Genomic DNA, 18,705 nt, shown 5'->3' with positions numbered 1-18,705 from the left:
TCTTATAATGGGTAGATTATTTTATATTTTTTGTACAATGCGATCTTTTACATGGATTACAGTCTTAGTTGGATTGTTCATGTTCCAAAGCCTTTGGAACGTGGCGGCGGCTTTTTGTAATCATGAAAGCAAAGATCAGACCGTACAAACTTATCATTTTGGACATCATCTCAACACGCTTTGTACCAGTGATAATACGCATGAGGTAAATAGATCACCTCACCAAGTTCAAGAGTCGAACAATAATTACAATATTGATATTTTAGAAATTGGTGAAGATCATCAAGATCATTTACCTTCAATGACCCATTTAATTGTGCAAAATGCCCAAATTGCATTAAAAATCCCTGATGTTGAAAATCGGGTGGAGCATCAATTTTACTGGAAAAATAATTATCAAGCACCAGACCTTCTAGGTCGAAATCCGCCTCCTGTCTTTACCCCGCTAATGGTGGGGTAGCCTAAAAATCCCACCACTTTTTTTAATAAATGAGTGGGAAGATCATGAGTTTAAATTCAAGGACTGCAATCAGTCACTGTGTGCTAGCGTGTCTTTTTGCAGCAAGCATGACGCATAGCCATGCTAAAAATGTCACAAGTTATCAGTCGGCACTACAAAAAGTTCAAGCCTATCAATCCGAAAATGAATTGGGGCAACAACGTGAGCAACTGGCTGAGCTAAATCAAAAGCAAAGCCGTTTATGGCAAAACCCGAGCCTGAATATCGAGCAATCCGGTTTTGAATCTGGACAAGAAAAAGAGCTAAGTATTGGAATTAGCCAACCTCTGGATATTTTTGGTCAGCGTAAGCTTGATCGAACCCGAGCTGAAACTTCGAGTCAGCAAATGCAGTTACAACAGCAACTTTGGAATGCACAAAGCCAATTAATTGTGAAATTTGCATGGTCACAATTGATGATTACAGAGTTGGAGCAGCGTATTTATGTGGCGCAAATGAAAGTAAGCCAAGCCAATCTGGAGAGTGTAGAAAAACGCTATCGGGTTGGAAGTATTGCTTTGGTCGATTTTGAGCGTGCACAAATTGAAAGCTTAGAAATCAAACGACTACAGCAACAAGCCTTACTAAAATTACACGCAGCAAAACGCCAGTTGTCCAATTTATGGGGCGAGAGCAACAACCAAGTGTCAACCCAAACTGATGTTGTCGCTTGGCCAGACCAAAGTGAGCAAACCGTTCAGAACTATATTACACAAGGTTGGTTAGAAAAATTATATGTGCTGAATCTGAAACAAGCGAACTATCAAATTGATAACTTAAAAATTAAAGGACGCTCACAACCGACTTTAAATATAGGAATGACAAGTACGCAAACTCCTGAAGAAAAAGATGATACCGCCTTGGTGGTTGGCGTTGAACTGCCGCTGAATCTTTTTAATCGACAGCAATATACAATTCCAATGGCGCAGAAACAGCAATTGCTGATAAACCAACAGCAGCAACGTGAGCTACAACAACAGATTTTGGATATCGCGAATCAATTACAGCAACTGAAAGGCTTAAAAAATCAAAATGAAGCTGTATCGACACAAATTAAGCTGGCTGAAAATGTTCAAAAACGAACCTTACAAGGTTTCCAAGCGGGTAAATTTTCACTGACAGATATTCAGCAATCGACGATGCAATTACAAAATCTCCGTTTAGCACAATTGGAGCTACTGAGTCGTGCATGGCAAACGGCATTGAGTGCGGAAGCATTGAGTATTGGCACGACCTTTGAAGATATTAGTCGCTCGGATGCTTATTCGCAGCTGCATAAAAAAGCCACTGAAGCAACACAGAATTTAATAAATTGGGGAAATTAATATGATGAATTTTAAAAAAAAAGGTAAAGTTTCTCAGTCCCTTATCATTTTGATTTTGTTGCTACTTACTGGGGTCTTGAGTGTCATTATTTGGTTTAGTTCAAGCCATAAACAGACCGATGAACACGGACATGAAGAGGAAACTGAACATGGGCATGAACAGGAAGAAGGTGAGCATGCCGATGAGGGAGAAATTCAACTTTCGATGCAACAAATGGTGGAACAAGGTTTAAAACTGGCAACAGTTGAACAGGGCTTGGTTGAACAAGTTATAACTTTACCGGGTAAGCTGGTGGTGAATACCGATCAGCAAGCACATATTTCACCTAATTTCAGTGGTCATGTTGAGCAAGTCAATGTGAGTTTAGGGCAAAAAGTGGAGCAAGGACAAATCTTAGCTGTACTTTCCGTACCTGAATTAATCGACCAACAAGCAAACTTGCAAATGGCTCGCTCAACGCTTGAATTGGCGAGACAGGAATATCAACGCGAACAACAATTGTGGTCGCAAGGCATTTCACCGAAACAGGATTTACAACGTGCTGAAAATGCTTATCGTCAAGCACAGATTTCGATTCAAGCAACGCAATCACGTTTAAAGGCACTTGGTGCGAGTGGAAACCAAGGTCAGTTTATGATTAAAGCGCCGATCTCTGGGGTAATTAGTCAAAAAGATATCGTGGTGGGTGAAAATGTACAGTTGGCAGATCAGCTTTTTGTGATCGAACAACTCAAAGATTTGTGGCTAGAGTTTAGCTTGCCTAATCAGTTCTATGGCCAACTTCAAGCAGGACAAAATATTCAGTTTAAAGTGAATGGGCTGAATCAGGTCTATGCTGCGACCATTCAAAGTCTTAATTCACAAGCCGATCAACAAACAGGACGTTTGGTTGTTAGAGCTAAACTAAACTCACAAGCAGCCGAATTACGCCCCAATGTTATGGTCAATGTTCTGATTACGAAACCTACCGAAAAACCAGCATTAAGAATCCAAAAATCTGCTTTACAGAAAATTAATGGTAAAGACAGTATTTTTATTGTGGAGGCACAAGAAAAAGATCAAGTTCATTTTAAAGCTGAACATGTCGTGATCGGTCAAGCTTCGAGTGATGGTCAATGGCTAGAAGTTTTATCCGGCTTATCTGCTGGGCAAAAATATGTGGGACAAGGCAGCTTTTTGCTGAAATCTGAACTTGAAAAAGATGAGGCTGCCCATGAACACTAATTCTGATTTACCGCAAGCAGAAGGCTTGTTCGAACGCATTATTCAGTTTTCGATTCAAAATGCCATTTGGGTTGTCTTGTTTTTTTGTACGTGGATTGCTGTCGGTGTTTACAGTTATAGTAAGTTACCGATTGATGCTGTGCCGGATATTACCAATACCCAAGTCCAGATTAATACCCAAGCCAACGGGTTTACTGCACTTGAGGTTGAGCAGCGGATTACTTATTCCATTGAAAATGCGATGGCAGGGATTCTAGACCTCGAATTGACCCGTTCCATTTCCCGATATGGACTTTCGCAGGTCACGATTATTTTTAAAGATGGTACGGATATCTATTGGGCGCGGCAACAAATTAACCAGCGCCTGCAAGAAATTCAATCCGACTTGCCTGCACAAGTTACGCCCACGATGTCGCCAGTTTCAACCGGCCTAGGTGAAATTTACCAATGGGTGCTCAAAGTCGATCCGGAGGCAAAAAAGCCGGATGGTTCAGCTTATAGCGCCATGGACTTACGTGAAATTCAAGATTGGATTGTTCGCCCACAATTACAGCGGGTTAAAGGCGTTGCGGAGGTCAATAGTATTGGTGGTTTTGAAAAGACGTATGTGGTGTCGCCAGATTTAAGTCGGATGCAACAACTCAATATTAATTTAGACCAGTTACAACAAGCCCTTTCAGAAAATAATGAAAATAGAGGCGCAGGCTTCCTTGAAGAAAATGGCCAGCAACTGACTGTTCGAGTACCGGGTACATTGAACAGTCTTTCTGATATTGAAAATACGCTAATTACCAGTCCAAATGGCAACCCGATTCGGGTCGCGGATATTGCACAGGTCAGTATTGGACATGATTTAAGAACCGGGGGCGCAACCTATAACGGGCAAGAAACTGTATTGGGCATTGCCATGATGGCTATGGGAGAAAATAGCCGTACAGTCTCTCAAGCGGTAGATCAGAAAATACAGGATGTACAGCAGAGCTTACCTAAAGGCGTATTGATTGAAACGGTTTATGACCGCACAACTTTAGTTGAAAAAGCCATTAACACGGTACAGAAGAACTTGGTTGAAGGTGCCATTTTAGTCATTGTGGTATTGTTTATCTTCCTCGGAAATATGCGGGCTGCGTTAATCACGGCTTGTGTGATTCCTCTATCAATGTTGTTTACCTTAACGGGTATGGCGCAACAAAATATCAGTGCCAACCTGATGAGTTTAGGCGCACTTGATTTCGGGATTATCGTCGATGGTGCGGTGGTTATTGTTGAAAACTGTATTCGTCGTTTAGCCCATATGCAGCAAGCGTTAAAGCGACCATTAACCCAAATTGAACGCTTTAAAGAAGTCTTTCTTGCCGCGCGACAAGCACGCCGTCCACTCATTTTTGGCCAATTGATTATCTTGGTTGTTTATTTGCCTATTTTTGCACTGAGTGGCGTAGAGGCAAAAATGTTCCATCCTATGGTAATGACAGTCGTTTTAGCTTTGGTTGCAGCCATTATTTTATCCATTACCTTTGTACCCGCAGCGGTTGCTTTATGGGTCAAAGGCGATATTAAAGAATCAGAAAGCCGCTGGATGAGTTGGCTGAAACAACAGTACCAACGCAGTTTAGATTTAGCATATGAATATAAAAAAGTCGTGCTGACCTTTGCGATTTGTTTATTGGTCATTACCGGACTTTTAAGCACCAAAATTGGCAGTGAGTTTGCACCACAACTAAGTGAGGGCGACTTTGCAGTACAGCAGCTCAGATCACCCAGTACAGGCTTGGAGGAATCATTAAGGATTCAGGAAAATACTGAAAAATTATTGCTCAAACAGTTTCCTGAAATTAAAGCCATTTTTGCCCGAACTGGTACGGCTGAAGTCGCAACCGATGTGATGCCACCCAATATTTCGGATGGCTATATCATGCTGAAAGAGCACAGTGAGTGGCCAAATCCAAAAGAAAGTCTGGATGAACTGCGCTCACGGATGGTTGCATATCTAGCTACAATTCCGGGGAATAATAGTGAGTTTTCACAACCAATTGAATTACGATTTAATGAACTTATTTCAGGGGTTCGTAGTGATGTCGGTGTAAAAATATTCGGCGATGATATGTCTGTCCTGACGACAGAAGCTGAAAAAATAGCCAAGATCATTCAAAAAGTATCGGGAAGTAGTGCAGTTAAGGTTGAACAAACCTCAGGACTACCTTTACTCAATATTGAAATTGATAAGGCTTTAGCTGCGCAATATGGTTTAAGTGTACGTTCAATTCAAGATTTGGTTGCAACCAGTATTGGTGGTCAAAGTGTCGGTGAGATTTTAGAAGGTGATCGACGTTTTGATTTTGTTATACGCTTACAAGATCAGGATCGGAGTGCAGCAGTTATATCGCAATTGCCTTTACGACTTCCAAATGGTGGCAGTATCGTGCTTGCTGATGTGGCAACGGTGTCGAATATGGATGGCATCAACCAAGTTAGCCGTGAAAATGGTAAGCGTCGCATTATTGTGACCAGTAATGTAGAAGGACGTGATTTAGGTTCATTTGTAACTGAAGTACAATCTGAGCTAAAAGCCTATTCATTACCAAGTGGTTATTGGATTGAATATGGTGGTCAATTTGAAAATCTGGCATCAGCCAAGTCTCGTATGCAAATCGTGATTCCATTGGCATTAATCACGATTTTTATTTTATTGATGGCGGTGTTCCATAATATTAAAGAAAGTTTACTGGTCTTTACAGGTGTTCCATTTGCATTAACCGGTGGTGTGATTTTCCTGTGGCTACGTGATATTCCGTTATCCATGTCTGCGGGCATCGGGTTTATTGCGCTTTCGGGTGTGGCTGTGCTCAATGGATTGGTGATGTTAACTTTTATTAAAGACCTACGTCAGAAATATGAGTTACATGAAGCGATTTGGATGGGCGCGATCATACGACTTAGACCTGTGCTCATGACTGCCTGTGTGGCATCTTTAGGTTTTGTCCCTATGGCACTTGCAACAGGCACAGGTGCGGAAGTACAGCGACCTTTAGCCACGGTGGTCATTGGCGGCATTATTTCTTCCACTTTCCTGACTTTAATTGTGCTCCCTGTGATTTATCGATGGAGTAGTACAAAACATAAGTCTATGGATGAGCTCATTTAGGAACTTATAAAAAGCAGCATCATGATTCACCTCGATGCTGCTTTTTTATTTCAAAACCAATTCATTTCAAACTTAGAAAATCGCTTGAGTATTTCTTAATAGTTTTACTTTGATCAAAAAATCGAATTTTTGAAATATTTTGATATATGTATATCAAATAAACCCACTACAATCGCTGCGGTAAATTAAATCAAATTGATTGCAACGATATGGAAATTTCTGCTTTATCACACCATACCTTAGGTACACCATTAACACTGATGAGTACCTTAGTACTTGGCATTATGTTGAACCAGCAGGCTCTGGCTGTTGAGGTTCTACCTGAAATTACAGTGGATGTCACTTCATTATCCAAAGAAGAAAAACTCAGACAAGAGCTTGCCAAAGTAAGTGGTGCAACCAATCTCATCACGGCTGAAGAAACCAAACGTGTTGCAAAGATCAATAATGCCGATTTATTCCGTAATCAGCCGGGGATTTATGCGGCTTCATCTGGCAATGAAGGAATCAAACTATCGATTCGTGGCTCGGGAATTAATCGCGCACCCGGGGCACATGGTTCAGGCCTATATGTCACTTTGGATGATTTACCCTTTACAGGGCCTGGTGGTACACCTTATGAATTACTTGAACCATTGTGGGTCGATACTGTAGAAGTCCTTCGTGGTGCAAATGGATTACAGCGCGGGGCTTTAAACTTAGGCGGTAATATTAATTACAGCACACCAACTGGTAGAGATGCAGCGAAACTAAAATTGCATCATGAACTGGGGAGTCGTGGATACCAGAAGTCTGAAATCAGTTCGGGACAACAACTCGGTGATTTGGACTACTTTATTTCACTCACGCAGAGTGATCAGGATGGATTTCAAGATCATTCATCCAGTCATAGCAAAGGGATTGCTGCAAATATTGGCTATCAAATCAATCCAACGACCGATACACGGTTTTATTTACGTTATCGTGAAACGGATCATCAAACACCGAGACGTTTAACTCAGCAACAAATACAAGACGATCCAACGCAAGCAGTTTCTTCAAATGTCACATTAAATAATCATCGCCCACAACCCGGCAGTTTATGGTTAGCCAATAAGACCAATATGACACTGGAGTCAGGTGATCAATTACAGTTGGGTTTGGCTTATCATCATTATCCAATGGATTTACAAGAAGGTTTTTATAGTACCGATGTTGATTATGATGATATAAGCACCTTAGTGCGTTATCAGTTTGATCGTGAGTTCTTAGGTAAAGAAAGCCAAAATAATATTGGTTTTCGAAGTACCACGCATTTGCCCGATGGAAAGGTGATTGAGCGTTTACGTATAGATCAAGGGGATTATCCCGCAGGTACGCAAACACGGCACTATACTTATCAAGGTGGCGATTATGTTATGCATTACACCAATGCACTCGCACTTTCACCCCAGCTTTGGGTCGATAGTCGCCTTGCTTTGGCATATACCCATCGCGAAAGTGAAGTGACTTGGCCGATTCAGAGCCGTAAGGAGAATGATCGTGAATGGAATCTATTGCCTTCACTAGGGATACGTTATCAACTTCAAGCGGAGACGCAGTTATTTGCCACTATCAGCCGCAGCATAGAAGCACCGCATCCGTGGTCTTTAATTTGGGGTTCGGATCAATATTTTCCTGACAAGAGTGGTGTGGCAACAGGCCGTCAAAGTGCACCGATTCATTTAAATACCCAAATGGCAAATACTGTGGAAGTCGGTGGACGTGGACGCAATCTCTTTGGTGAATGGAATATGGCGTATTACTATTCGGCACTGAGTGATGAATTACTCGCAGTCGAAATACAATCTGATCCAAAACAGATCATTGCGGAATCCAATGCATCCGATACGATTCATCAAGGGCTTGAATTCGGCTTAAATAGCCAATTGTGGGACAATGATCAATTTGGAAATATTCAACTGAATCAGTCATATACTTACAATCATTTCTATTATAAAGATGATGCGATATTTGAAAAAAATGAATTAGCTGGGATTCCTAAACATATTTATCAGGCCGAACTACGCTATGAACATCCGCAAGGATTTTATGCGGGGATCAATACGGTCTATGCTGCCAAAGCACCAACAGACTATGCCAATAGTTTTTATGTCAATGACTGGCAAACATGGGGAGCGACGATTGGCTATATGCAACCACAAAAGGAATATATGGCCTGGCTAGATTTTCGAAATATCACAAATGAAAAATATGCATCGACTATTACACCGGGTTATAACGATGCAGGAAAAGATCCAGCTCGGATGACGCCGGGTGATGGTTTTGGCGTATATGTGGGACTGAGTTATAGCTTCCGTTAATCATCTAGATATAAATAGCTATTCAAAATAAAAAGGGAGAAATAAAGTCTCCCTTTTATTTTTATCAAATGAATCTGCAATGGATTAATTAATTCAGTTTAAATTAGTGGGCATCCTGAATTCTGCGCCAAGGTTGAGCTTCTTCAATTTCATAAGCCAATTCGATTAAAGTTTTTTCATCTCCGACATCAGCAGAAAGCTGCATGCTAATAGGCAGGGCATCTATGGCTGTTTGTCCCATCGGAATAGACATCCCCGGTGCACCTACGACATTTTGTATCGGGGTAAAGGTGACATAATTTTGTATACGTTCAAATAATTGATCAAATGGCAATTGTGGTGATAAATAGCCAATTTTTGGTGTGGTGTGCGCCAATACAGGGGAAAGCAGCACATCATAGTGTTTAAACAGCTCACGATATTGCTGCTGCATTTTCTTTAAACGATAAATAAATAGAGGCGTTTTGTAGAAATTTTTCTTATACAGATGCGCTAACCCAATGGTTAAATTATCCAATTCTTTGGGATTAAAATCTGGGCCAAATATTTTCCTGCCAAAACTACTGAGTAGAAACGACAGCATGCCCCAATATTCACTAAAATCACTTACAAAGCTAATCGAAATAGGCAAATGCATTTCTTCTACATGATGACCTAAATTTTCCAATAAATTTGCAGTTTCAAATAAGGTTTGCGTGGTTTCCCGATCAATTTGTCCCGTAATCGACTGCGGCACTAAACCTATGCGAAGACGACGTTTTGATGGGCCATAAATAGTACCAATACGAGGTAGAGCTTTGTTGTAATAACTCGATTCCATTCCGGCAAAAAAGTGTGCTGTATCGCGAACACTACGCGTTACCACACCTTCGCTAATAATATTAATCGGCAATGTACGTGCAGCTTCAGTATCGTATGTACGGCCGCGACTTGGTTTGAGTCCAATTAGACCACAACAGGCAGCAGGAATACGGATAGACCCACCACCATCATTGGCATGTGCAATTGGTACTACACCCGCAGCAACCAATGCCGCAGAACCACCGGATGACGCACCGCAGGAATAATCGGTATGCCATGGGTTATAAGTCGCTGTACCATTTTTATATTCGGTAGTTGCGTTTAGACCAAATTCAGGTAGTTTTGTTTTCCCTAAAACCACAAAACCTTGATCTAACATTTGCTGACTAATTTGTGGATTCGACTGAGCGGGTTTTGCATTGACCGCTTTTGAGCCATGATTTGCGGGTAAGCCTAAATAATCGAGATTATCTTTAAAGAAAAAGGGTACACCTGCAAATACGCCATGTTTGATGATATAGGCATTTTCTTGCGATGCACGTTCAAAACATTCAAGTTCTATCGCATTTAAGGCTGGATTGACTTGCTTGGCACGGGCAATTGCGGCTTGAGTGACTTCTTGCACAGACACTTGTTTGGCTTGTATCAGTTGAGCAATGCCTGTTGCATCTAAGTCTGCAAGTACATCATTGCTAAAGGCGTGAATTCGTTTCGTGATTTTTTTATTTTCCATGAATAACTCGATTTATTTGTTTTGGTATATAGATATATCAATGCTGCTTAAGCGCATTTTTTAATGCGCTTAAGCTTACAGATTCAACTGAATTTACTTTAGATATGACACAGATGATTTCATCTTTAACGATTCATAGAATAGTAATGACAATTAAAATTGTCAAATTACTCATATTTCTGAATGGTTAGATAAATTGAGGATAGAGAGTAGGGTATCTACAGCCTGTTGAATCTCGGCATTCCATGCAAAGGAACAATTTAAACGTATACATTGCGTTTTTTGCTCCGAAATATTAAATAGCTGGCCTGGTGCAACGCCAATATTTTGTTGAATAAGCTGTTGGTAAATCTGCATGCTATTAATTTGTTCAGGAAGTTTAAGCCAAAGAAAATAACCACTTGGATGATACTGCAATTTACAGCCTGTCGGTATGCGGCTTTCAAGATAGCGATAAAACTGTAATTTATGCTGTTGTAGGCTTTTACGCAAAACACGTAAATGCTTTTCATAGTGATAATTCGAGATGAATTCTACTAGGGCATTTTGCAATAAGGTATTTACAGAAATAGTGCTCATTAACTGCAAGTGTTGAATGTTTTGTGAATATTTACCTGCATGTACCCAGCCAACACGAAACGCTGCACCTAAAGTTTTTGAAAATGAAGAACAATGCAGCACCATATTATGTTGATCAAAATATTTCATTGATAATGGTTTTTTATTGCCGAAATACATTTCTTCATAAACATCATCTTCGATCAGATGCACATTATATTGGTGTAGTAATACAGCGATTTTTTGCTTAATTTCATCCGCAACGGTAAAACCAATCGGATTATGCGAATTCAGCATTAACCAGCAAATTTTAACGGGATAGGTCTTTAAAATATGTTCAAAGGCATCGAGATCAAAACCATCTTTCGGATGTTCGGGAATGGTCACAACTTTTAACCCGAGACGTTCAGCTGCTTGCAATGCACCATAAAAAATATTCTGTTGCAACACAATATAGTCACCGGGATCTGCAATCGCTTGTAAGGATAAATTCAAGGCATCCATACAACCTGATGTAATGACAATGTCATCTGGGTCGGTTTGAATCCCTTGCATACAGTAGCGTTGAGCAATTAATTTTCTGAGGGCTAAATTACCTGGTGGCAAGTTATCAATCGCATCATAACTTTTTTTATTACGTGAAATTTGCCCCATAATTTGCGTGAGTTTCTTCGAAAAAACCACATCTTGTGATGGAAATGCAGAACCGAATGGAATGATGTGTGAATCTTGAATGGATTTTAAGTATTGAAAGACGAGTGAGTTAATTTCGACAGGCGTATTTAAAGAGATAATCTGAGCGTGTTCATTTTCAGATTCTAAAATCGTTTGTGCTACATAATAACCTGACTTTTCACGTGCATAGATTAAGCCACGAGATTCAAGCTCTTGATAGGCATTCATCACGGTAATTAAACTAAAACCTGAGAGTCGAACTTGCTCACGAAGCGATGGCAGCTTCTCATGAGCTTTTAAGGTTCCATTTTCGATGAGTTGACGTAAGTGCTGAGCAAGCTGTTCAGATTTATACATATCATGAAGGGCTAAAAAATCTGTTATAAATATATCAGTTTAATTTCTTTTGTAGTTATTTTTTATAACAAAAAGCTAGATTTCTCGGTTAAAAAAAGCTTGTAACCAGAGAGTGATTACAAGCTTTTTTATGATTCTAATTTTGTATTAAGGGAGATATGAATTGTCTGCACCAACGACAAATGCAACGCCAATACAAAAAAGTAGAACATAAATAGTGAACCAAATGATGGCACGTTTAAATGCTTTATCAGAAATCTCACTATCAGCATATTTTTGCGGTTTTTTAGGTTGTTGGTCATTCATAAGACGTACTCTAAATACCTAGTAGTTGTAGGTGATTATTCATGTATAAGGCAATGAGAGGTAGATACAAAAAAATGATTTATTTCTATAACAGTTATAATTAGCTCATAATTTTTTAGGTGATCAATATAGTCGAGGATGACATCACATGAAGGATTATTTATCGTTCAAAGATCGTAATATTTATTACAAGACAACTGGTGACGGTAAGCCATTGATGCTTGTTGAAGAAAAGCAGGTGCAAAAGGGCAGCCTAAAACTTGAAGTGCGACACTTTTGTAGTTAGTTGAAAAAGTTAGGTTTATTCATAAAATCATTAGACTTTTTCAACTCGCAATTGGAAGGCACACAATCAAGATACACCCCCAACTTTCTCAACAAGATGAAAGATACAAAATTTATGCAACTTTGAAAAGTAAAAGTTCAATCGCTATGCTTGCTCGAGAGTTAGGACGGGACAGCATGTTAAATAAAATTATTCACAGGCTCAAAAATAGAACTCCCCTTAAGCGACTCAAATTTAAGTAACAACTTGGTTAGGAGGTCGGCCTGATTCTGTAAATTTATTTAAGACAGTTACACCTGCATGAATCTCGTTGACTTGCTTATCAAAATTCCTAGCGCTGAGTTTATCTCCTAGCATTATAGTTTGATGCAATGCATCTTAGTTTCAACTAAGCTTCTTCGATGATACCCAGACCATTTTTCCCAAATGGTTCTGCCTAAATGTTTAACTGTTCAAAGTAGCTTATTTCGCTCCAATAGAGAGTGTATTTTTGCATTTTTATCGGGATATTTACTCAGGGATGTGGTCTCCGATAAATTTTGTATGATTAATCCATATGTGTTTGAAAAATTAGCAGTATAATTCTATCACTTTTTTAGCTGATTAAGTTGTTATGTCTTCATTGATCAATTTTTTATCCCGCTTCAGCACCACAACTATTCAGCGTAGTCTTAGCTATGCTAAGCACATTGATAGGGAAACGATTGAGTTTTTTGAGACAAGCGGCGATATCACGATGTATGCTCAAATTGAGGGTACAGATTATTATGAGACTGCGATTACCTATAATTTTAAAAAGGATCGTTTAATTGATGACGAATGCACTTGCCCAGTTGCATATAATTGTAAACATGCTGCGGCTTTAGCACGGTTATTCTTCCAAGAATATCGTCAGGAATTTCAGCAGCGTTATGCTGAATCTAAATCCCCTGCAAACCGCCAACAGGGGGATGATCAGGCGCAACGCTGGTTGCATGACTTTAAACTGCATTTACAACAGACTGAACCTGAGCAATCTACAAAAACAAACACACATTTAATTTACCTGTTAAATCAGTCTATTAGCTTAAAAAAATTGACTCTTGTAGTGCAGAAAGCTAGACGGAATAAAAATGGCTCAATTGCCGGTGAAAGTGATTATATACAATATGAAAATATCACCAAAAAGCATCTGACGTTACCTGAACAAAAACGACAATTATTTAACCAAGTCTATTATTACGCCAAAATAAACAGCGACAATCACTTTTATCAGAGTAATCTTGATATCTCCGGGATTTTATTGGAGCATTTCAAGTCTTTTATTCAAAGTGGCGATGTTTATTGGCAAAAAAAGAACCATGTCGCACTTCAATGGTCAGAGCAAGGCTACAACATCGAATTTATATGGGAACAAGGTGTCAAAAAACAGACTGAGCATTTAAATATTGAATTGGTCAATGGTGATATTCGACTCGATTTAAAATCAAATCCACATATCCAAATTCTCGCCAGCCAGCCACCGTGTTATATCGATATTCGACAGAATACCGTGGGTCAGTTATATGGTGAATATACGGCAAATCTACTCTATCATTTCTTGCAGATGCCTGATCTCCCATCCACGCTATTGACTGAATTTGAGCAGATGACTCATCAATATTCAGATGCGTGGAACCTGCCTCAGCCTGAGTCTATTCAGAATATTCAGGTACTAGAGGGTAGTCCCCAGCCAATTTTACGCTTTGGCGTTTTAGATAAAATTGATTGGAAATTCGAGGAGTCTGTTTGTGCTGAAATTGAATTCTCCTATGCAGGCGGGCGAATAAAAGTAGGTGCATCAGGTGACAGTTTTATCGGTGAGCAGCATGGCAAAATGGTGCGACAGCTTCGGGATTTCACTCAGGAGCAACAGGCAATCCAGCGTTTACAGCTGTTAGTCGAATCATTGGAGTGGGTGAAAGATCTGAGCAATGACCAGCTATTAAAACTGGATAAACAACGTCTCGATTCTATAGTTTTTGCTTTCTATGGAGACTGGATCAGGCAACTCATGCCCATCAATCAAATTGAATTGATGGGGTGGCAAATAGAGCATCTGAAACGTAGCCCCTTTAACCTGCAATATGTTGAAAATTTAAATATTTCCATCACTGAATCTGAAAGCCAGCAGGACTGGTTCAATATCGGGGCAACTGTTCAAGACAGTGCAGGCAATTGTTATGATTTGCTCGATGCAATCGTAGCTTTGGTGCAAAAACATCCTGATTTACTTGATCCGAAAACTTTCAGTGATCTTGATGACACTCAAATTTTCACCCTGAAAACTGCAGTGGATCAACCCGATTTGGCACTATCTGTCAGGGAGATTAAGCCGGTATTATTGCATCTCGGGAGCATTTTACAGCAAGAAGAGCGCAGCATAGATCGCTATGATGCGAGTCAGCTAGTAGAGTTACAGCATAATCTTGGGATGGCGTGGCAGGTCAGTGATCGCTTGCAGCAATTTGCGCAGAAATTCAAACAAGGCTATCAGCAGCAATTGCCGACACCAGACGGTTTTCAGGGGCAGTTGCGTCCGTACCAACAGCAGGGCTTAGGTTGGTTACAGTTTTTACGGGAAACTCAACATGGCGGGATTCTGGCAGATGATATGGGTTTGGGGAAAACTGCACAAACTTTAGCACATTTACTCATGGAAAAGCAGGCTGGACATTTGCAGGATAGACCTGCACTCATTGTTGCGCCAACATCGTTGATGCACAACTGGTTCAAAGAAGCGGAAAAATTTACCCCTGAGCTTAAAGTTCTGTTACTACAGGGGCAGGACCGCCGTCAGTATTTTGACCAGATTCCGCAATATGACATTATTTTAACCACCTACCCACTATTATCGAGAGATGAAGAACAACTAAACCAATATGAATACCATCAACTCATTTTGGATGAAGCGCAGAATATCAAAAATCCGCATGCCAAAGCTGCACAGGTAGTACGGCAATTAAAAGCGCGACATCGCCTGTGTCTGACTGGCACCCCGATGGAAAATCATTTGGGTGAACTGTGGTCGTTATTTTATTTTCTGATGCCAGGTTTTTTATATTCGCAAGAAGTTTTTAATAAAAAATATCGCCATCCTATTGAAAAACGGGGTGATCAGCAGTTAAGGCAAAAATTGGTGAATCGTATTAAGCCCTTTATTTTACGTCGCTTAAAAACTGACGTTGCCAAAGAATTGCCAGAAAAAACCAGCATTGAAGTCAACATTGATATGAATGAACAGCAATCCAAGCTATATGAAGCTGTTCGCGCCACGATGCAGGAAAATATTCAGAAAATTGTGGCAGAAAAAGGTTTTAAGCGTAGTCAAATTCAAATTTTAGATGCCTTGCTAAAGCTGCGTCAGGTCTGTTGTCATCCTAGCTTGCTGAAACTGGATTCAGTTAAAACTGGACAGGCACACTCCGCCAAACTTGAACAGTTGATGGACATGGTCGTTCCAATGGTGGAAGAGGGAAGAAAAATCCTCATCTTTTCACAATTTACTTCAATGCTAGAATTGATTGAGCAGCGACTCAATAACGCAAAAATTGGCTATGTGAAGCTGACTGGAAAGACCAAGAAACGAGATGAAGCTGTTACTACATTCCAGTCTGGGCAAGTACCTGTGTTTTTAATCAGCCTTAAAGCTGGCGGTGTTGGCTTGAATTTGACAGCAGCGGATACGGTCATTCACTATGATCCATGGTGGAACCCCGCTGCTGAAGATCAAGCTTCTGATCGTGCATGGAGGATTGGACAGGATAAGCTTGTATTTGTATATAAGTTAATTACCAACCAAAGCATAGAAGAAAAAATTATTGCCTTGCAGAAAAATAAAGCAGAACTGGCACTATCTATTCTAAGCACCGATCATGAAGGAGAGGCAAAACTTACGGAAAATGATGTGATGAAATTGTTTGAGAAATTTTAGTCTTTTTACAGGTTCGACTAGAATGTATCATTATAAGGTCTTTAACCATATCATTACGCGAATCTCAACTTTCTAAACTCTTGAAATAAAAAGGACATAACACAATTTAGATTTCGACTAAGAAAACTACCTCATGTTATGTCCATTTACGAATTTATCATTTCTGTGTATTTATTCATAGACTCTTGCTATTCACTTATCGTCACAAAGCCATTAAGAACGAGAGGATTCCCTCCAGCTTTAACCGATATTGGGTGGTGTTTCAAAACTTAGATGTTTGTATGACGATGTGACACTCCTTAACCCAAATTAAATTGGGATGTGGTGTCGCACTTCAAGTTTTAGGCTGCCCTCAGTATCGCTAGCCAGCAACGTAACCTCATTTTTTCATCTGGAGTCACGCTCGTATGGAGCATTGTCATATCAAGTCTACGATTAGAATTCTTAAAGCACATATTTTGTTTACTTTCTGATTTAGACAAGCTCTACATTTGTAGTATTTAAAGAAACTTCAACCATTTATTGAGAATATATTTGCGCATTTATATAATAATCTAAATTAAATGAGCAAATATATTCTCATTTTTTCGTATTTATGATATTTTTGAGAAAATATTTGCACATTGCTATCTATGGAAAATTTAACAATCCAGGCTCTACTCGATACTGAATGGCTAGATATAGCAAAACTAAAGATCTTAGAGCCACATAAAGGATCAGCAAGTGCGAGTGAGTTAGTCTATGAATTAGAATATGCCATTTCTTATCTAGACAAGAGGGATGAACATGCTTGTAGCTTAGCGCTTCCCGTTCAAATTCTTATTCAACATGAATCGAAAGTATGGTTTAGTTTTTTAGATGATATTGTTCCGTCTGGTGCTGCTCGACGTTATTTAGTTCAACATCTAGGTCTGCAAAAACTCTCACCTGCAGAGCAAGATTTTACGTTATTGAAAAAAGGTACAATTGCTCCTGTAGGGAATCTAAGAATTAAGGAATCAGTTCCACCGAACAATCCAGAATCAACATTACACTTACGCAAGTTCACTACTGGTGATGTTACAGAACGAAATATTGATTTTCTCGAATACGCACAACAAATGGGTGCAATTAGTGGCGGTGCAACTGGTGCAGGAGGCGAGGCTCCAAAATTACTAATTCGCGTGTCAAAGGATCAGCAAGTTTGGATTGATACCTATCAAGATTCTTTTGATGAACCAGATCAGCATTATCTAGTTAAATTCCCTCGAAATAAGCGTAGTGCAATAGATTGCGACATATTGAGAGCAGAATATCATTTTTATCATGCCCTGAATGAACTTGGATTTACAACAATTGAAACTTCTCAGATGAAGCTAATTGAAGGTGAGAAATACCCTTCGTTATGGCTGCCGAGATTTGACACGGAGTGGCGTAATCAACAATGGCATAGATTTGGGCTTGAGTCAGTTTATTCCATATTGAATAAAACATCAGGGAGCTATTTGAATCATTTTGAGGTCATAGAAGCGCTTTGTACCTTATTAAAATCGGTAGACAAAAACTTTGATTCTTCGCAATTCGTTTGTGAGTGGTTACAAAGAGATTTGCTGAATATCATTTTTGGCAACTCAGATAATCATGGTCGTAATACGTCATTCTTAAAAAAATCAGGACGAATATTTCTTGCTCCAATTTACGACTTTGCCCCAATGAAAGCCGATCCAGAAGTTGTGACGAGATCAACAACATGGGGAAGTCCGTATGAAGAAGGAGGGGAATACCGCTGGGAAAGTATTAGCCAAAATCTTGCACATTGGTGTGAACCACAAATATCTTTAAGTACATTGAAAACATTGGCGAGCAAACTTGTTGGTCTCAAACAGCAATTAATCGATAAAGGTGTTCCCCAAACGATTATAGATATGCCAGGTCTAGGATATGACTTTATTGAAGCCAAATTGATTCGATGGAAGCTATTATGAAAAAGGAAAATCAGCCATTTAACCGTCAGCAATTGCTCATTGATTTATATACGCAATATTTATTCGGTAAAATTACCTTGGGACAACTACTGAGCCACTTACGCAAAAATGTATTGGGACTATCTCAAGAAAAATATGCAGCAATGGTCGGAATCAGTCGGCGTACTTTAACAGACATTGAACAAGACAAAGGCCAACTGACTCAGGTCGTATTAGATAAGGTGTTTAAACCACTTGGCTTAAAAGCCGGTCTCGTACCGACACATGAGCATATCGTTCACAAGATTATTCAGCCTTCTAGTGATTAAAGTCTTTATATCGAAGATATTTCGATTATCTTATATAGACACTAACATTGAAAATCAACCGCTATAAAATACTCAAGAATGAGTGTTTAAAAAAGGGCATTTCTATTTTGGGCCTACAAGTGGATGTTATTCACCAATTAAAATATCTATACTAGGACTTACGCATTGACGGATTCAAAAAAGTATTAAAATACTTTATAACGTATCTGTGATCAGACGAACTAAACAT

General features: G+C 39.5%; 12 protein-coding genes and 3 pseudogenes. 11 read left to right on the top strand and 4 right to left on the bottom strand.

The window, feature by feature from the left end:
- The first annotated feature begins 7 nt into the window (after positions 1-7).
- The 5 genes from ACN6OV_RS02055 (at position 8) to ACN6OV_RS02035 (ending at position 8,536) form a co-directional block, all read left to right on the top strand.
- A complete protein-coding gene (locus ACN6OV_RS02055; RefSeq protein ID WP_427949230.1) occupies positions 8-460 on the top strand; it encodes a cation efflux protein, CzcI-like in 453 nt (150 codons plus the stop codon).
- Between the two features lie 44 nt (positions 461-504).
- Complete coding sequence (locus ACN6OV_RS02050; protein WP_427949228.1) at positions 505-1,824, top strand: TolC family protein; 1,320 nt, start codon at positions 505-507, stop codon at positions 1,822-1,824.
- A gap of 4 nt (positions 1,825-1,828) precedes the next feature.
- Positions 1,829-3,049 (top strand): efflux RND transporter periplasmic adaptor subunit, encoded by a 1,221-nt coding sequence (locus ACN6OV_RS02045; RefSeq protein ID WP_427949273.1) that lies wholly within the window; start codon positions 1,829-1,831, stop codon positions 3,047-3,049.
- Positions 3,039-6,194: an efflux RND transporter permease subunit gene (locus ACN6OV_RS02040; protein ID WP_427949226.1), complete on the top strand. Its 3,156-nt coding sequence runs from the start codon at positions 3,039-3,041 to the stop codon at positions 6,192-6,194. The genes ACN6OV_RS02045 and ACN6OV_RS02040 overlap by 11 nt, the downstream gene beginning before the upstream one ends.
- A 209-nt stretch (positions 6,195-6,403) precedes the next feature.
- On the top strand, positions 6,404-8,536 hold the full coding sequence (locus ACN6OV_RS02035) for a TonB-dependent receptor family protein (RefSeq protein ID WP_427949224.1): 2,133 nt from the start codon (positions 6,404-6,406) through the stop codon (positions 8,534-8,536).
- Between the two features lie 103 nt (positions 8,537-8,639).
- Here ACN6OV_RS02035 and ACN6OV_RS02030 read toward each other — a convergent pair whose 3' ends face one another.
- The 3 genes from ACN6OV_RS02030 to ACN6OV_RS02020 all read right to left on the bottom strand — a co-directional run bounded on the left by ACN6OV_RS02030 (position 8,640) and on the right by ACN6OV_RS02020 (position 11,966).
- Complete coding sequence (locus tag ACN6OV_RS02030; RefSeq protein WP_427949222.1) at positions 8,640-10,070, bottom strand: amidase; 1,431 nt, start codon at positions 10,068-10,070, stop codon at positions 8,640-8,642.
- Between the two features lie 171 nt (positions 10,071-10,241).
- A complete protein-coding gene (locus tag ACN6OV_RS02025) occupies positions 10,242-11,660 on the bottom strand; it encodes a PLP-dependent aminotransferase family protein (protein ID WP_427949220.1) in 1,419 nt (472 codons plus the stop codon).
- Positions 11,661-11,807: 147 nt separating this feature from the next.
- Positions 11,808-11,966: a hypothetical protein gene (locus ACN6OV_RS02020; RefSeq protein WP_427949218.1), complete on the bottom strand. Its 159-nt coding sequence runs from the start codon at positions 11,964-11,966 to the stop codon at positions 11,808-11,810.
- Positions 11,967-12,114: 148 nt separating this feature from the next.
- Here ACN6OV_RS02020 and ACN6OV_RS02015 point away from each other — a divergent pair, with 148 nt between their 5' ends.
- Both ACN6OV_RS02015 and ACN6OV_RS02010 read left to right on the top strand, forming a co-directional pair.
- A complete protein-coding gene (locus ACN6OV_RS02015; protein ID WP_427949216.1) occupies positions 12,115-12,252 on the top strand; it encodes a hypothetical protein in 138 nt (45 codons plus the stop codon).
- A gap of 65 nt (positions 12,253-12,317) precedes the next feature.
- Positions 12,318-12,467: pseudogene (locus ACN6OV_RS02010) on the top strand (IS30 family transposase); the annotation flags it as partial.
- A gap of 19 nt (positions 12,468-12,486) precedes the next feature.
- Here the strand turns inward: ACN6OV_RS02010 and ACN6OV_RS02005 are convergent.
- Positions 12,487-12,758 (bottom strand): annotated as a pseudogene (locus tag ACN6OV_RS02005) (IS5/IS1182 family transposase); the annotation flags it as partial.
- Between the two features lie 107 nt (positions 12,759-12,865).
- Here ACN6OV_RS02005 and ACN6OV_RS02000 point away from each other — a divergent pair.
- The 4 genes and pseudogenes from ACN6OV_RS02000 (at position 12,866) to ACN6OV_RS01985 (ending at position 18,476) form a co-directional block, all read left to right on the top strand.
- Positions 12,866-16,204 (top strand): SNF2-related protein, encoded by a 3,339-nt coding sequence (locus tag ACN6OV_RS02000; protein ID WP_427949215.1) that lies wholly within the window; start codon positions 12,866-12,868, stop codon positions 16,202-16,204.
- A 138-nt stretch (positions 16,205-16,342) separates the two neighbouring features.
- Positions 16,343-16,456, top strand: a pseudogene (locus ACN6OV_RS01995) (IS982 family transposase); the annotation flags it as partial.
- 380 nt (positions 16,457-16,836) lie between these two features.
- Positions 16,837-18,168, top strand: coding sequence for a type II toxin-antitoxin system HipA family toxin (locus ACN6OV_RS01990; RefSeq protein ID WP_427949213.1), 1,332 nt, complete (start codon positions 16,837-16,839; stop codon positions 18,166-18,168).
- Complete coding sequence (locus tag ACN6OV_RS01985) at positions 18,165-18,476, top strand: helix-turn-helix domain-containing protein (protein ID WP_427949211.1); 312 nt, start codon at positions 18,165-18,167, stop codon at positions 18,474-18,476. The genes ACN6OV_RS01990 and ACN6OV_RS01985 overlap by 4 nt, the downstream gene beginning before the upstream one ends.
- Positions 18,477-18,705: the final 229 nt, after the last annotated feature.

The organism is Acinetobacter sp. (assembly GCF_050285345.1).
Lineage (GTDB): Bacteria > Pseudomonadota > Gammaproteobacteria > Pseudomonadales > Moraxellaceae > Acinetobacter.
This window is presented reverse-complemented; position numbering and strand designations above follow the sequence as displayed.

Bases quoted from the DNA above. Each gene is read 5' to 3' on its own strand.
- ACN6OV_RS02055 (WP_427949230.1), top strand. From the start codon at position 8: ATGGGTAGATTATTTTATATTTTTTGTACAATGCGATCTTTTACATGG.
- ACN6OV_RS02050 (WP_427949228.1), top strand. From the start codon at position 505: ATGAGTTTAAATTCAAGGACTGCAATCAGTCACTGTGTGCTAGCGTGT.
- ACN6OV_RS02045 (WP_427949273.1), top strand. From the start codon at position 1,829: ATGAATTTTAAAAAAAAAGGTAAAGTTTCTCAGTCCCTTATCATTTTG.
- ACN6OV_RS02040 (WP_427949226.1), top strand. From the start codon at position 3,039: ATGAACACTAATTCTGATTTACCGCAAGCAGAAGGCTTGTTCGAACGC.
- ACN6OV_RS02035 (WP_427949224.1), top strand. From the start codon at position 6,404: ATGGAAATTTCTGCTTTATCACACCATACCTTAGGTACACCATTAACA.
- ACN6OV_RS02030 (WP_427949222.1), bottom strand. From the start codon at position 10,070: ATGGAAAATAAAAAAATCACGAAACGAATTCACGCCTTTAGCAATGAT.
- ACN6OV_RS02025 (WP_427949220.1), bottom strand. From the start codon at position 11,660: ATGTATAAATCTGAACAGCTTGCTCAGCACTTACGTCAACTCATCGAA.
- ACN6OV_RS02020 (WP_427949218.1), bottom strand. From the start codon at position 11,966: ATGAATGACCAACAACCTAAAAAACCGCAAAAATATGCTGATAGTGAG.
- ACN6OV_RS02015 (WP_427949216.1), top strand. From the start codon at position 12,115: ATGAAGGATTATTTATCGTTCAAAGATCGTAATATTTATTACAAGACA.
- ACN6OV_RS02000 (WP_427949215.1), top strand. From the start codon at position 12,866: ATGTCTTCATTGATCAATTTTTTATCCCGCTTCAGCACCACAACTATT.
- ACN6OV_RS01990 (WP_427949213.1), top strand. From the start codon at position 16,837: ATGGAAAATTTAACAATCCAGGCTCTACTCGATACTGAATGGCTAGAT.
- ACN6OV_RS01985 (WP_427949211.1), top strand. From the start codon at position 18,165: ATGAAAAAGGAAAATCAGCCATTTAACCGTCAGCAATTGCTCATTGAT.